At 63.8% G+C, this 14,161-nt stretch carries 11 protein-coding genes and 1 pseudogene; 10 read left to right on the top strand and 2 right to left on the bottom strand.

Going from position 1 to position 14,161, the window contains the following annotated elements:
- Nucleotides 1-64: 64 nt before the first annotated feature.
- A complete protein-coding gene (locus ABC977_RS13020) occupies nucleotides 65-1,981 on the top strand; it encodes a SurA N-terminal domain-containing protein (RefSeq protein WP_369667700.1) in 1,917 nt (638 codons plus the stop codon).
- A gap of 164 nt (nucleotides 1,982-2,145) precedes the next feature.
- On the opposite strand, the gene ABC977_RS13015 is transcribed toward ABC977_RS13020, so the two are convergent.
- Entirely contained in the window at nucleotides 2,146-3,876 is a 1,731-nt protein-coding gene (locus ABC977_RS13015) for a choice-of-anchor I family protein (RefSeq protein ID WP_369667699.1), read from the bottom strand.
- Between the two features lie 335 nt (nucleotides 3,877-4,211).
- Here ABC977_RS13015 and ABC977_RS13010 point away from each other — a divergent pair, with 335 nt between their 5' ends.
- The 6 genes from ABC977_RS13010 (at nucleotide 4,212) to ABC977_RS12985 (ending at nucleotide 10,600) form a co-directional block, all read left to right on the top strand.
- Entirely contained in the window at nucleotides 4,212-4,637 is a 426-nt protein-coding gene (locus ABC977_RS13010) for a hydrogenase expression/formation C-terminal domain-containing protein (protein WP_369667698.1), read from the top strand.
- A gap of 24 nt (nucleotides 4,638-4,661) precedes the next feature.
- Nucleotides 4,662-5,759: a hydrogenase small subunit gene (locus ABC977_RS13005; RefSeq protein ID WP_369667697.1), complete on the top strand. Its 1,098-nt coding sequence runs from the start codon at nucleotides 4,662-4,664 to the stop codon at nucleotides 5,757-5,759.
- On the top strand, nucleotides 5,756-6,418 hold the full coding sequence (locus ABC977_RS13000; RefSeq protein ID WP_369667696.1) for a hypothetical protein: 663 nt from the start codon (nucleotides 5,756-5,758) through the stop codon (nucleotides 6,416-6,418). The genes ABC977_RS13005 and ABC977_RS13000 overlap by 4 nt, the downstream gene beginning before the upstream one ends.
- Nucleotides 6,415-7,677 (top strand): (Fe-S)-binding protein, encoded by a 1,263-nt coding sequence (locus ABC977_RS12995; RefSeq protein WP_369667695.1) that lies wholly within the window; start codon nucleotides 6,415-6,417, stop codon nucleotides 7,675-7,677. Before ABC977_RS13000 ends, ABC977_RS12995 begins: the two co-directional genes overlap by 4 nt.
- Before the next feature lie 97 nt (nucleotides 7,678-7,774).
- Nucleotides 7,775-9,505 carry a nickel-dependent hydrogenase large subunit gene (locus tag ABC977_RS12990; RefSeq protein WP_369667694.1) on the top strand — a complete coding sequence of 577 codons (1,731 nt, stop codon included), beginning with the start codon at nucleotides 7,775-7,777 and terminating at the stop codon, nucleotides 9,503-9,505.
- A gap of 135 nt (nucleotides 9,506-9,640) precedes the next feature.
- Complete coding sequence (locus tag ABC977_RS12985; RefSeq protein WP_369667693.1) at nucleotides 9,641-10,600, top strand: hydrolase; 960 nt, start codon at nucleotides 9,641-9,643, stop codon at nucleotides 10,598-10,600.
- A gap of 243 nt (nucleotides 10,601-10,843) precedes the next feature.
- Here ABC977_RS12985 and ABC977_RS12980 read toward each other — a convergent pair whose 3' ends face one another.
- Nucleotides 10,844-11,080, bottom strand: a complete 237-nt coding sequence (locus ABC977_RS12980; RefSeq protein ID WP_369667692.1) for a hypothetical protein — start codon at nucleotides 11,078-11,080, stop codon at nucleotides 10,844-10,846.
- A 382-nt stretch (nucleotides 11,081-11,462) separates the two neighbouring features.
- Between ABC977_RS12980 and ABC977_RS12975 the strand changes: the two genes are divergently transcribed.
- The 3 genes and pseudogenes from ABC977_RS12975 to ABC977_RS12965 form a co-directional block, all read left to right on the top strand.
- Entirely contained in the window at nucleotides 11,463-11,654 is a 192-nt protein-coding gene (locus ABC977_RS12975; RefSeq protein WP_369667691.1) for a type II toxin-antitoxin system antitoxin, read from the top strand.
- 67 nt (nucleotides 11,655-11,721) lie between these two features.
- A complete protein-coding gene (locus tag ABC977_RS12970; RefSeq protein WP_369667690.1) occupies nucleotides 11,722-13,899 on the top strand; it encodes a type I restriction-modification system subunit M in 2,178 nt (725 codons plus the stop codon).
- Nucleotides 13,896-14,161: pseudogene (locus ABC977_RS12965) on the top strand (hypothetical protein); the annotation flags it as partial. The gene ABC977_RS12970 and the pseudogene ABC977_RS12965, both read left to right, overlap by 4 nt.

Below are 14,161 nucleotides of genomic sequence, written 5' to 3'. Positions count from 1 at the left end.
CAAAAAGGTGCCCCGTTTCTGTTTAAGTCGCCACGATTTTCGCTGAATTAAGCCTGTTGACGCTATGCTGCAGAGTATTCGAGAGCACTCGCGCGGTTGGATCGCCTGGGCGATCGTCATCCTGATCAGCATTCCTTTCGCTCTGTGGGGCATTCATTCCTACTATGGTGGAGGGGCCGATCCGGTCGTCGCCAGTGTCAATGGCGTGGAGATAACGCGACGCGAATTCGATCGCCAGTACCATGGGACGCGTCTGATGCTGCGCGAACAACTCGGTGCGGCTTACAGTCCAGACCTGTTCCCGGATAGTCAGTTACGGGCCGAGGTGCTCGAGTCGATGATTCGCGAGGCCCTTTTGTTGACGACGTCCAAGTCGCTCGGGTTGCGCGCGTCAGATCAGGAGATCCGTCTCGCGATCGTCACGAATCCGGCCTTTCATCTGGACGGGCGTTTCGACCGCGACACCTATGAGCGTGCCCTGGCCACCCGCGGGTTGATACCCGTGCAATACGAAGAGCAATTGCGGCAACGTTTGGTCGGGACTCAGCTCGAACGAGCCGTCTTCGCCAGCGAGTTCGTGACGGACCGTGAGGTGACGGAAGCCCTGAGGTTGCTCGGTCAGGAACGAGAGGTGGCGTTCGTGCGCGTCCCCGTTGCCGATCTGCTTGACGATGCGCAGGTCGATGACGCCGAGATTCAGGCCTATTACCAAGCGAATGAGTTCCTGTTCGCGACGCCGGAGATGGTCAAGGTCGAGTATCTTTTGCTCGATGAGGACACGGTTGCCGCGGTAGCGCCTCCTCAGGAAGAAGACCTGCGCCAACTTTACGAGGCGGAGATACATCGTCTGAGCGAGCCAGAACGACGCCAGATTCGGCATATCCTGGTCTCGGTTCCGGATGCAGCGGGTGACGTCGAGGCGCTCGAGACGATCAATGCAGCGCGGGATCGCATCCTCGCCGGCGAGGATTTTGGTGTCGTGGCTCAGGAATTGTCCGACGATCCGGGAAGCCGCGTGGAAGGAGGAAACCTCGGCGAGATGGCGCCGGGTTTGCTGGATCCGGATTTCGAGGCTGTGGCCTTCTCGTTGGACGAAGGGGTCCTCAGTGATCCGGTACGGACATCCTTTGGCTATCACCTGATCCAGGTCGACCGGATCACTCCAGCGCAGACACCGTCGTTCGAAGAGCTGCGAGATGAGCTGGCGGAATCGGCGGCCAGGAGGCACTTCGAATCCTTGTTCTACGACTGGGGTGAGCGCTTGGGGACCCTGACCTTCGAGGCCGGCGATACGCTCGCGCCAGCAGCGCAGGATCTCGGTCTCGAGATACAGACGAGCGATTGGATTCCGCGTACCGGTGCCGAGGGCGTTTTGGGTAGCCCGAGGGTATTGGCCGCTGCCTTCAGCGACGAGGTGTTGCGGCGGGGTCTCAATAGTGACCTGATCGAGCCTCAGCGCGGTGTGCTCCAGGCGATCGTCCTCCGGGTCATCGACCATCGTGATGCGTCCGTTCGTCCATTGCCCGAGGTCCGTGCAGAGATCGTCGAGGCGTTGCGCCTCGAGCGTGCCGAACGGCTGGCGCGCGAATCGGCCTCCGCGATGATCGCGCAACTGCGCGCCGGAGACGTTGGGCTCGATGACGTGGCCGGCGGCTGGTCTGTCGAGGCACCGCGGCTCGTGACTCGGCGGGATTCGGCGTTACCCGATGCCGTTCGGACGCTGGCCTTCGATCTGCCAAGGCCGCAGCCAGACCGGCCAACCTTTGGCATGGCGTCGTTAGCCGGCGGCGATGTCGCGGTGGTCGCCGTGTACGACGTCGTCGAGAAGGCGCTCGACGACTTGCCGGATCCGATCCGTAATCGCGAGGCCGAGACCCTCACGAACCTGATCGCGCAGAGCTATTTCGAGGAGATGCTCGACGACATCGCGGTCCGTGCGAAGATCGAGCGAAATCTCACCCTCGCGTCCGGCGAGGATTGAGGCGATATCCGCCAACCCTCATACCATCTGAGTCGTCGTGATGCCGGCCTTCGGCGTCGCACTGGCGGTCGCAGAGCTTGCGTTGCTCGCGCCAGCCCTCGATAGATCAGCGTCCCCCTGAGGGACGCTGTCCTTGCGTCCCTTTCGTGCCCCTCCCTCGCCCGTTATCTCGGGCGAGAAGCACCGACCAGGCGTTCGCGGTCGATGCGGAAGAGCGTCGTGGTGCCGCTGACCTCGTTCGCGACCACGAGCAGCGGAACACCGGGGACTGGGCTCTTGGATGCCTCGATGACGATCAGGCCTTCGGCGCCGAGATCGCCGGCAAAGGGCCGCTCATTGTCGTCGGTCGGGTCGAAACCGAAGTCGCGATTGTTGAAATATTGCACGAACTGCGGGGCGTAGGGGTTCGTGATGTCGTAGATCATCACGCCGCCGACGCGCTCGAGCCCGATGAAGGCATAGTCACGCCCCCAGAGCTTCGCGAGCACAACGCCTTCCGGCTCCGGACCCTTGTCGTCGCTGCGGGTCTCGAAGCTGTTTTCGCGATGGTTCGAGTTGAAGAATTCCGGGTAGACCTCGGCGGTGATGCGCTCGAACTCCGAGCCGCTGTCCCAGACAAGCTCGAGTTCGTCGTTCCAGATCGAGAACGAGCGTGCGCCGAACGCGTAGATGTCTTCGTAGCACAGAGGCTTGCCGTCGGCGTCGCGCCGGAGGCCGTCTTCGATGGTGACATTCAGGCGGCCCATGTTGCTGTTGTCGCGCAGCTGATCGAGGTTCGTGATGCCCATGTCGTTGTTCGCGAAGAAGGCATTGAAACGCTCGGAGTCCGCGCAGATGGGAACACTACCCGATAAGGCCCGGAACCGCGACACTTCGCTATAGCCATCCCAATCACGGGCATCACCCTCGTTCGCCGTCACGATATAGTTGCGGCCGCGATATTGATAGTTGGCGATGGTGTCGGGCTGATACATCCCAAAGACCGGCCAGTTCGTGATATTGATTTGGTTATCACGGTCGCTGACATCCAACTCGTTGCCGGGTAGCAGATGGTCCTTGAAACCCAGCGCGTGAATTGCGGTGAACTCGCCCGCCGCGATGTCCAACACGGCGATCGCGTTATTCTCCTGTAGCGCCACCCATGCCGTCCTGCCATCCTTGGACACGGTGATCCACTCGGGCTCGAGATTCTGCGCTACCGTGCGCGTGGCTTCCGCACCTTCCGCGACGGGGGCCGCTGGGCCGAAGATCCGGATCGCGGGATCCAGTTCCACATCATTGAACTTGGTGAAGGTCGCTGTGCGCACCTGATCCTGGGTCAGTCTGGCGATGTCTTTCGGCAGGTCGATGATGCTGACCGACCCCTCTGGATCGATGGTGTAGTCGTCGTTCGGCTCGCCTTCGTTCGCGACCAGCACGCGTTTACCGTCAGGGGTGAAGGTCAGCGCATCGGGCAGTGCCCCGACCTCGACGTCGGCGAGGAAGCTGAGCCCTTCCTCGCCGGCTGCGTCGAAGAACACGACTCGGCCGGGATCCGTCCTCGGCACGGCCTCGACCGCCGCGGCGACGAGCCCGGCATGCACGGCGACGCTGTTGACGATCCCTTGGCCGTTAGCGAAGACGGTTCCGAGGTTCAGGCTGAACAGCTTCGTTGGGACCTGTGGTGCCACGATGCTCAGCACATCGATCTGTCCGCTCTCGGCATTGACCACGAATAGCCGCTGCGTTTTCGGATCGTGGGCCACGATCTCGGCGGCGGACCTGTCGAAAATGTCGGTAGCGTAGGTTCCGAGCGGCGTGATGCTGATCGCGAACGGTGAGGCCGAAGGTGCGGCGGATACGCTGGCACCGATGCTGCAGGCGAGCAGGGCGGTGGCCATGGGGGTGAACTTCATGCAGGACTCCTTCTTTGGTCATGACGGGGTCATCATCATCACGCAAAGCCGTTACAGAACCGTGACATGACTCCGCGAGCTCACGTGGTCGACATCGGCGAGCCCATGCCGAGCCATCTCATCCGCCCATCGTCCGTGGTTGTCGCCGGGCACTGCCCCAGATCGACGCGTCGGTCCTCCAGACCTTGCCCGAAGCCGGACACGGCTGGGCGAGGCCGTCGCCGATGGATTCATCCGCTGGTGAGTTCGGCGCATCTTAGGTGCGCTGCGTCAAAGGGCTATATTAGTAATTCGCCTAGAATTCATATATGCGTCCGCGCCAACCCTCGACACCGATGATCGACAGCGAATCGAAGCCGTCCGTGGCCGATGGGCGGACTGTTCCCGATTGGGACGGCGGCTGGGCGGTCATGCGCCAGATCCGCGAGGCCCTTAGGTGCCTGGTCGAACGACGCGAGCCGAGGCAGATCGATCTGCGCGGCCAGCCTTTTGCGCCGGGCGACCTCGAGCGTCTGCTCGGGTGGCTCGGGCGTGGCGAGGTCGCCGCCACGGTCACGGCGCTTGGGCCGACGCGGGTGTGGGAGAGCGCGATCCCCGGCGTCTGGGTCGTCGAACACCGTGATGGTGAGGAACGCCCGCTGGCCTTGCAGATCGAGGTCGCCGAGGTGCCGGCGATCCTGCGCTCGCAACCGGAGGATCTCGAACGAGCGCTCGCGCTGCTGGACGAACGTCTCGGTGCCTCGAGTGCCGGGCAACTCTGAACTCCTGTCCTGGTAGGGGGGATCATGGCTGAAGCGAAGACCCTGGGCGAGCACCTGCGCGAGCAGGGCGTTTCGCGCCGCGGCTTTCTGAAATTCTGCACGGCCACCGCGTCGCTGATGGCGTTGCCGCCGACGATGGTGCCGGCGATCGCCGCTGCGCTCGAACAGGCGCGACGCCCGTCGGTGATCTGGCTGTCGTTCCAGGAGTGCACCGGCTGTACCGAGGCCCTGACCCGCAGCTATTCGCCGACGATCGAGGACCTGATCTTCGATTTCATCTCGCTCGATTACCACCATACCTTGCAGGCGGCGTCCGGCGATGCCGCCGAGCACGCGCGCGAGGAGGCGATGCGCGCGAACTGGGGGCAGTACCTGGTGATCGTCGATGGGTCTCTGCCAGGGCCGGATGCGAACCCCGGTTATTCAACGATCGCCGGCATCAGCAACTGGACGATGCTCGAGGAGACGGTCGAGGGGGCCGCCGCCGTGATCGCGATCGGAAGCTGTGCCGCCTTCGGCGGGCTGCCGCACGCCCGGCCGAATCCGACCGGCGCCGTGGCCGTCATGGACCTGGTTCACGACAAACCCGTGATCAATGTGCCGGGCTGTCCGCCATTGCCGATGGTCATGACTGGCGTGCTCGCGCAGTATCTGACCTTCGGGCAGATCCCGGAACTCGATGCCTACCTGCGGCCGCGCGCCTTTTTCGGCCAGTCGATCCACGACCGCTGCTATCGCCGCCCCTTCTACGACAAGGGCCTATTCGCCGCGACCTTCGACGACGAGGGGGCGCGGGCCGGCTGGTGCCTGTATCGCCTCGGATGCAAGGGGCCGAGCACCTACAACGCCTGTGCGACGATGCGCTGGAACGGCGGCACCAGTTGGCCGGTCGAGGCCGGCGCGCCCTGTCTCGGCTGCTCCGAGTCGCGTTTCTGGGATGCCGGCGATTTCTACAAGGCCTTGTCGGTGCCGACCGATTTCGACGCCGGCGCCGTGCTCGCCGCTGGTGCGGCCGGGGCCGTTATCGGCGGCGCGGCCGTGGCCTTGAGCAAGCGGCGCGCGCGGAACGAGGCGACTCACCGCGCGCCGGTCACCGTTGACGAGTTGGAGCAGAAGCAATGATCGATTCGGTGGATTTCCTGCTCTGGGTCAAGGGACCCATGTTCAACATCGCGCTGGCCATCTTCGCGCTGGGGGTCACGATCCGTCTGGTCGAGATCTTCGTGCTCGGGCGCAAGCCGAACTATGCCGAGGCCCGCGGCGGGGAGTGGGGCCCGGGGCTGCGGACCATGGTCACACGCTCGGTCGCCGATCCAGGCACCTTCCAACGCGCGCCGTTCGATGTGCTGGTCGGCTGGATCTGGCATGTCGGCTTCTTGATCGCGCTGTTGCTGTTCATCCCGCACATCGAACTGATCAAATCGCTGCTCGGTGTCGGTTGGCCGGGCCTGCCGAATCCGGTCGTCGACGCGGTGACCGCGGTCACGCTGGTGGCGCTCGTCGCGACCTTGATCCATCGGCTGCGGCACCCGGTCAAGCGGCACTTGAGCACCTTCGAGGACTATCTGATCTGGACCGTGACCTTTCTGCCGCTGATTACCGGCTACCTGGCCTATCACCGGCTGATCGATCCCTACCCGCTCGCGCTCGGGCTGCACATCCTGTCGGCGCAGATCTTCCTGATCGTGCTGCCCTTCACGAAGCTGACGCACATGTTCACGGCCTTCATCGCGCGCTGGTACAACGGCGCCATATTCGGTCGCAAGGGGGTGTCGTCATGACCGAGCTATCCCTCGAACGAGGTCTGCAAGCCTTTCGCGACGAGATCGACGCGCCGGTCGCGGCCTTCTTCTCGAGCTGCGTCCACTGTGGTGTCTGCGCTCAGGCCTGCCCCTTCTATCTGGAGACCGGCGATCCCAAGTACACGCCGATCCTGAAGCTCGAACCCTTGCGGCTGGTCTGGGAGCGCGAGTTCACGCTGTGGGGGCGCCTCAAGGGGTTGCTCGGTCTGAGTCGCCGGGTCACCGATGAGATGCTCGCCGAGTGGGAGGAACTGCTCTACGACTCCTGCTCCATGTGTGGTCGCTGCTCGCTGGTCTGCCCGGTCGGCAACGACATCCAGTACATGGTGCGCAAGGCGCGCGAAGGGATGGTCGCCTCGGGCCACGCCCCCGAAGGGCTGATGGGGGCCTCGATCCGGGCCGTGCGGACCGGCAGCCCGATGGGCCTTCAGTGGAAGACGCTCGAGGTTCAGATCAAGCATGTCGAGACCAGCACCGGCCTGACCGTGCCGATCGATGTCCCGGACGTCGATTACTTGGTGCTGCTGTCGTCGATGGAGATCATCAACTTCCCGGAGTACCTGGAAGCGATCACGAAGATCTTCGATCACGCGGAGGTCAGCTGGACGCTCAGCACCGAGTGCTTCGAGGCGACCAATGCCGGCATTCAGATCGGCTCGAAGGATATCGCGGCGCTGCTCGTCGAGCGCGTCGTCAAGGCCGCCGAGACCTTGCGCGTGAAGAACGTCATCAGCCCCGAATGCGGCCATGCCTACACCGCGGTGCGCTGGGAAGGGCCGAATCTGATCGGCCAGTCCTATCCGTTCCGTGTCTTCCATATCATCGAGGTCCTCGACGATCTGCGCGCCGCCGGGCGCATCCGCACCGAGGGCAAGGAAGACGACCGTCTGTCACTGCACGATCCCTGCAACCTGGCGCGCAAGAGCGGCGTGATCCAGCAGCAGCGCAACCTGATGGATCTGGTCGCGTCGAATTTCGTCGAGCTCAAGGAGCATGGCCGCTACCAGTGGTGCTGCGGTGCCGGCGGCGGGGTCAGCTCGAACGAACGTGCCGAGGACCTCAAGCGCTCGGCCTTCAAGCGCAAGAAGGCCCAGATCGAAGAGGTCGAGCCGGAGCGCATGGTGACCATGTGCGCGACCTGCCGGACGCAGCTCGAGGAAGGACTCGAGGAGTTCAACATGGACATCCCGGTGGTCGGCCTGACCGAAATGCTCGCCGAGCACTTGGTCGACAAATAGCGGCCCGCGGGCCGCGTGGGCGCGGCCCCGGCCCACCTGAATTCGGTTAGGGTTCGATCCCGGCGCGGGGTCGGGCCCGCGATGAAGAGGCATCCCCATGACTGAACGCGTCGTCGTCGATCCCATCACCCGCATCGAGGGCCACCTGCGCATCGAGGCCGAGATGGCGGGCGACACCATCGCCCAGGCTTACTCGTCCGGGACCATGGTGCGCGGCATCGAGACCATCCTGCAGGGCCGCGATCCGCGCGATGCCTGGGCCTTCGCGCAGCGCATTTGCGGCGTCTGCACGCTGGTGCATGGGATCGCGTCGGTGCGCGCCGTCGAGGATGCTCTGAACTATGAGATCCCGGCGAACGCGCAACTGATCCGCAACCTGATGATCGGCGCCCAATACATCCACGATCATGTGATGCATTTCTATCACCTGCATGCCCTGGATTGGGTCGATGTCGTCTCGGCGCTGGAGGCCGACCCGGCGGCCACCGCAGCGCTCGCACAATCGATCAGCTCCTGGCCCAAGTCCTCGCCCGGTTATTTCGCCGATGTTCAGCGGCGGCTCAAGGGCTTCGTCGAAGGCGGGCAGCTCGGGATCTTCGCCAATGGTTATTGGGGCCATCCGGCCTACAAACTCCCGGCCGAAGCGAATCTGATGGCGGTTGCCCATTACCTGGAGGCGCTGGCCTGGCAGCGCGATGTGGCGCGGCTGCACGCAATCTTCGGCGGCAAGAACCCGCACCCGAATTTCGTCGTCGGGGGTGTCACCTCGCCGATCGACCTGAACTCGGATTCGGCACTCAATGCCAAGCGCCTGGCCGAGGTCCAGACGATCCTGACCAACCTGCGGGTCTTCGTCGACCAGGTCTATGTCCCGGATACGCTCGCGATCGCGAGCTTCTACAAAGACTGGGCCGAGCGCGGGGAAGGGCTCGGCAATTTCCTGTGTTTCGGCGATCTGCCGGCGATCGGCCGCTCGGATCCGGCGAGCTTCCTGTTCCCGCGCGGCGTGATCCTGAACCGGGATCTCAGCAGCATTCACGACGTCGATCTGCACGCCGAGGACGAGATCCAGGAGTTCATCAGCCATTCCTGGTACGACTACAGCGTCGGCAACGATCGAGGGCTGCACCCCTATGACGGCGAGACCGCGTTGAACTACGACGGCCGCGGCGGCGTTAAGCCGCCCTATCGACATCTCGATGTCGAACAGGCCTATTCGTGGATGAAGTCGCCGCGCTGGAAGGGTCACTCGGTCGAGGTCGGGCCCTTGGCGCGCGTGTTGATGCTCTATGCAACGGGTCACGAGCTGACCCGGGAACTGGTCGGGATGACGCTGTCGCACCTCGATTTGCCGGTCTCGGCGCTCTTCTCGACGCTCGGGCGTACCGCCGCGCGGACGCTCGAAACCAAGGTCATCGCCGAGTCCTTGCAGGGTTGGTACGACGAGCTGATCGCAAACATCCGCGCCGGCGATACGCGCACCTTCAATGACCGGCTCTGGGAGCCGTCGACCTGGCCGCGCGAGGCGCGCGGGGCCGGCTACATGGAGGCACCGCGCGGCGCGCTGGGGCACTGGATCCGGATCAAGAACGGCCGGATCGCGAATTACCAGGCCGTGGTGCCCTCGACCTGGAACGCCGGGCCACGCGATCCGCAGGGGATCCCCGGGGCCTACGAAGCGGCCTTGCAGCACAATACCCAGGTCGTCGACGTCCAGCGGCCGATCGAGATCCTGCGCACGATCCATTCGTTCGACCCCTGCATCGCCTGCGCCGTGCATCTGAACGACCCTGCGACCGGCGAGCGGATCCAGGTCAAGGTGACCTGAGGTGCAGGGCAGGGCGGAGTACGGCCATCCGGTGATTCGCCGTCGGCGCCTGGTGGTCAGGCATCGCCGGGCGCGAAAGATCGGGCAGCGACCGAAGGTGTACCAGCGGATCGTCGCCGGCCTCGCCTTTGCATCATGAGTCAACGGTTGGTCAGCGACTTCAAACCAGCCTGGTGGCTGCCGGGGGCGCACCTGCAAACCCTCTGGCCGACGCTGGTCCGGCGGCGGATCTCGGTCGCCTTCCCGAAACGGCGGATCGAGCTCGCCGATGGCGATTTCATCGATCTGACCTGTGCCCGGGTCCCGGGACCCCGTGTCCTGCTCGTCCATGGGCTCGAAGGGAATCTGCGCTCCCACTATGCGGGGTCGCTGATCTACCGTCTGATCGACGCTGGGTTCTCACCGATCTTCATGCACCTGCGCGGCTGTAGCGGCGAGCCGAATCGCTTGGCCCGGGCCTACCATTCGGGCGCCAGCGACGACCTGGCCGAGGTCCTGAACCAGCTCGCAGCCGATCCGGAGGGCCCCGTGCTCGCGGTCATCGGCGTCTCGCTAGGCGGCAACATCCTGCTGAAATACCTCGGCGAAACCCCGACGCCGCTGGTCAAGACGGCCATCGCGGTCTCGGTTCCCTTCGTGCTGCGCGATGCGATGCTGCGGCTGAACCGGGGCGTGTCGCGCATCTATCGCGACTATCTACTGCGGCGACTGAAGCTCGCCTATCGCGCCAAGTTCGCGAATCGGCCCGCGCCGGTGCCGGTGGACATCGACCAAATCAACGACCTGGAGAGCTTCGATGACTGGATCACGGCCCCGTTGAACGGCTTTGCCAGTGCGTTCGATTATTACCAGCGGTGCAGTTGCCGCCAGTTTCTGCCCCGCATTCACACCCCGACCCTGATCATTCACGCCCTCGACGACCCCTTCGTGTTCCCGGATACGGTGCCGAAGGCGCACGAGCTCGGCCCCGGCGTCATGCTGGAAGTCACCCGCGGTGGCGGTCATGTGGGCTTTCTGTCCGGTCCGCTGCCTTGGCGTCCTCAGTACTGGCTCGAGGAACGGATCCTGCGCCATCTCGCAACGCCAGAGGTCTGACATCAGTCGGCCCAGAGGGCATCGAGCGGGAAGGGTACGACCTCGAAGGGTTCGGTTTCGGCCCGGCGTGCTTGGGGACGAGGCATGGCGACAGGCGCTCGATCGGATAGCCGAAGGCAGTTGACCGAAATGCTACGCTGAGCGCGGTTGCCGTCGTAAATCCAGCCATCGGCGCGCATTATCAGTGTGCCACGCCCTACTCGAAATCCCCTTCCAAGTGCGCCGGCCAACCATGGCGGCGATTTACCGCTCAAACGGAGGGCGACCGATGACAAAACCGCCATTGGTGCCGTCGCGCAGGCGCTGGAGCAGCTCGATGTCGAGTTCGTCGGCGAACAACCGGCGATAGGTCGCCAGGCGCGTCTCGTCAGAACCGCCGAGGTCGCGGTACAAGGGATGCGGCGTGACCACGGGGTCGCGCGCACCCAGGGCGTTGGCGCGATAGCTGGACCAGTGAAAACCACCGGGTACCTCGACCATGGCCACTCGCACCAGCCACGTCGTCACCATCCGTGGGGAGAGCTACCGATTACGCGAGAAGCGCCGCCCCGGCGAACTGAGGGGAAACACAGACCCATGTAACCACGGGGGGTCAATTCTTGGTGTCCCCAGGGGTCAATTCCTGGTGTCGATTGGCAGCTCCCGCTCTCGCCTAGTTCCGCGAAGGCGATCTCCTTCAAGACGTCGTGCTTGTCCTGAAAATAGCGCCCCAGCAGCGCGTTCGGCGTGGGTTGAAAAAAGCTGATGGGCGAGAAGTCGCGTGCGATACCCCTCGTCCTCGTTGCGGCAAAACAACTCGTTGAATTATATGGGAATATGCAGTACCTTACAGTGCATTTGCAGAGTGCCGCCGAGGGCCGTCATGCCCAGCACCAAGACCGCCACGCTGACCTTCCGCATCGATCCGGCCCTGAAGGAGGCGCTGCGCACCGCCGCGCAGCAGGAGCACCGCTCCATCGCCAACATGGTCGAGGTGCTGATCCGGGACCACTGCGGGCGCAATAGCATCCCCATCGAACAGCCAACGTCGAAGGACGGGGCGGAAACCAAGTGAGCAAAAGTCGGCACAACAACAGCATGGCGCCGACCGTCGCTGCAGTCAGAAAGAAGGACAACCACCGTTGAACACGCAGACGCACGAAGAGCTGAAAGGAAAGATCTGGGAGATCGCGAACCGGCTCCGAGGGCCGTACCGGCCGCCGCAATATCGCCTGGTCATGCTCCCGATGGTCGTTTTACGCCGGCTCGATTGCGTCCTGGAGCCGACGAAGGATGCCGTGCTCGAGCAGCGGGAGAAGCTGGAGGCCCAACAGATGCCCGAGGCGGCCATGGACAGGCTGCTCGGCAAGGCTGCCGATCCGAGCCGCAAGCACCCGCTCTACAACGTAAGCCCCTACACCTTCGCCCGGTTGCTCGGCGACGCCGAGAACATCGCGCCGAATCTCGTCTCCTACATCAACGGCTTCTCGCCGACCGCGCGGCGCATCTTCGAGCGCTTCAAGTTCGCCGACCAGATCGAGAAGCTGGACGCCAGCAACCGCCTGTTCACCATCGTCAAGGCGATGGCCGAAATCGATCTGCACCCGAACCGGATCGACAACCTCCAGATGGGCTACCTGTTCGAGCATCTGGTGATGCGGTTCAACGAACAGGCCAACGAGGAGGCCGGGGATCATTTCACGCCGCGCGAGGTGATCCGCCTGATGGCGAACCTCATCTACACCGGCGAGCAGGACGTCTACAAACCCGGCATCTACCGCACCATCTACGATCCGGCCTGCGGGACCGGCGGCATGCTCTCCGAATCGGAGAAGCTGATCCTCTCCCAGAACGAGCGCGCCCGGCTTGCGCTCCACGGCCAGGAATACAACGACGAGTCTTGGGCGATCTGCTGCTCCGACATGCTCATCAAGGACGAGGACACCGCCAACATCGTCCTCGCCGACACCCTCGGCGACGGCAAGACTCGCGACGGCTTCGAGGGCCGGCGCTTCCACTACCTTCTAGCCAACCCGCCCTTCGGCGTCGAGTGGAAGGACCAGAAGGACACCGTCGAGCGCGAGCACAAAACCCTGGGCTTCGCGGGTCGCTTTGGCGCCGGACTGCCGGCCATCAACGACGGCTCGCTGCTGTTCCTTCAGCATATGATCTCGAAAATGCACCCCTACGCCGAGGGGGACGAGGACCAGCCCGGCTCCAAGATCGCGATCGTCTTCAACGGCTCGCCGCTGTTCTCCGGCGACGCCGGATCGGGGCCGTCCAACATCCGCCGCTGGATCATCGAGAACGACTGGCTCGATGCCATCGTCGCGCTGCCCGACCAGCTCTTCTACAACACCGGTATCTTCACCTATGTCTGGCTCGTGACCAACCGCAAGCCGACCGAGCGGCGCGGCAAGGTGCAGCTCATCGACGGCACCCGCTTCTTCCAGAAGATGAAGAAGAGCCTCAACAACAAGCGCAACGAGATCAGCGAGGAGCAGATCCGCTTTCTCACCCAGGTCTACGGCAACAACCAGGACGGCGAGACGGCGAAGGTGTCGATCAACGGCGACACCGAGACCCGAGTCATCTGTCGCATCTTCGAGAATCGCGAATTCGGCTTCCTGAAGGTGACGGTCGAACGTCCGCTGCGGATGCATTTCGAGGCGACCCCGGAGCGCATCGCCAAGCTTGACGAGCAGACCGCCTTCGCCAACCTGGCGACGTCCAAAAAGCGCAAGGACGCGGCGGCGGTCGAACGCGAGATCGAGGAGGGTCGCAAACAGCAAGCGGCCATCCGCACCGTGCTGGCGACGCTCGAAGGCCACGGCCGCTACATGGACCGCGCCGTATTCGACGCCGACCTGATGGCCGCCGCCAGGGGCGCCGGCCTGAAGCTCCCCGCTCCGATCAAGAAGGCAATCTTCGCCGCCCTTGGCGAGCGTGACCCCGATGCCGCGATCTGCCACGACAGCAAGGGTCGGCCGGAGCCCGACAGCGAACTGAGAGACACCGAGAGCATCCCCTTGCCGCCCGGCGCAGCCCTGCCCCTGCCCATGGAGTTCGGCCCCGACAAGCCCAACGACCGGCTGGTCGCGGCCTTTCGCGACGAGATCGACGCCTATATCGCGCTCGAGGTGCTGCCCCATGTGCCCGATGCCTGGGTCGATTACGATAAGACTAAGATCGGCTACGAGATCCCCATCAACCGGCATTTCTACGTCTACAAGCCACCGCGGCCGCTGGATGAGATCGAGGCAGACATCACCCAGTTGGAACGGGAGATCGCTGGGCTGCTGAAGGGGTTGGTGGCATGACTGACGCCCCGGAGAAGGTCCAGGATGCCTACCGAAATCTTCCGTTCGGTTGGAGGTTGGAGAAGCTCAAGTTCTTTGCTGACGTTCGCAACAGCAACGTCGACAAGACCATTGCCGAGGATGAAAAGCCGGTTCGGCTCTGTAACTACACGGACGTGTATTACAACGACCGGATCACCCCGGATCTACCTTTCAAGGAAGGATCGGCGACCCAAGCGGAGATCGAGCGTTTCCAACTCAAACGCGGCCAGGTACTCCTCAC

Origin of the sequence: Thioalkalicoccus limnaeus (assembly GCF_041197575.1) — a bacterium.
GTDB lineage: Bacteria > Pseudomonadota > Gammaproteobacteria > Chromatiales > Chromatiaceae > Thioalkalicoccus > Thioalkalicoccus limnaeus.
The sequence above is the reverse complement of the archived record's forward strand: the minus strand, read 5'-3'. Positions and strand labels throughout refer to the sequence as shown.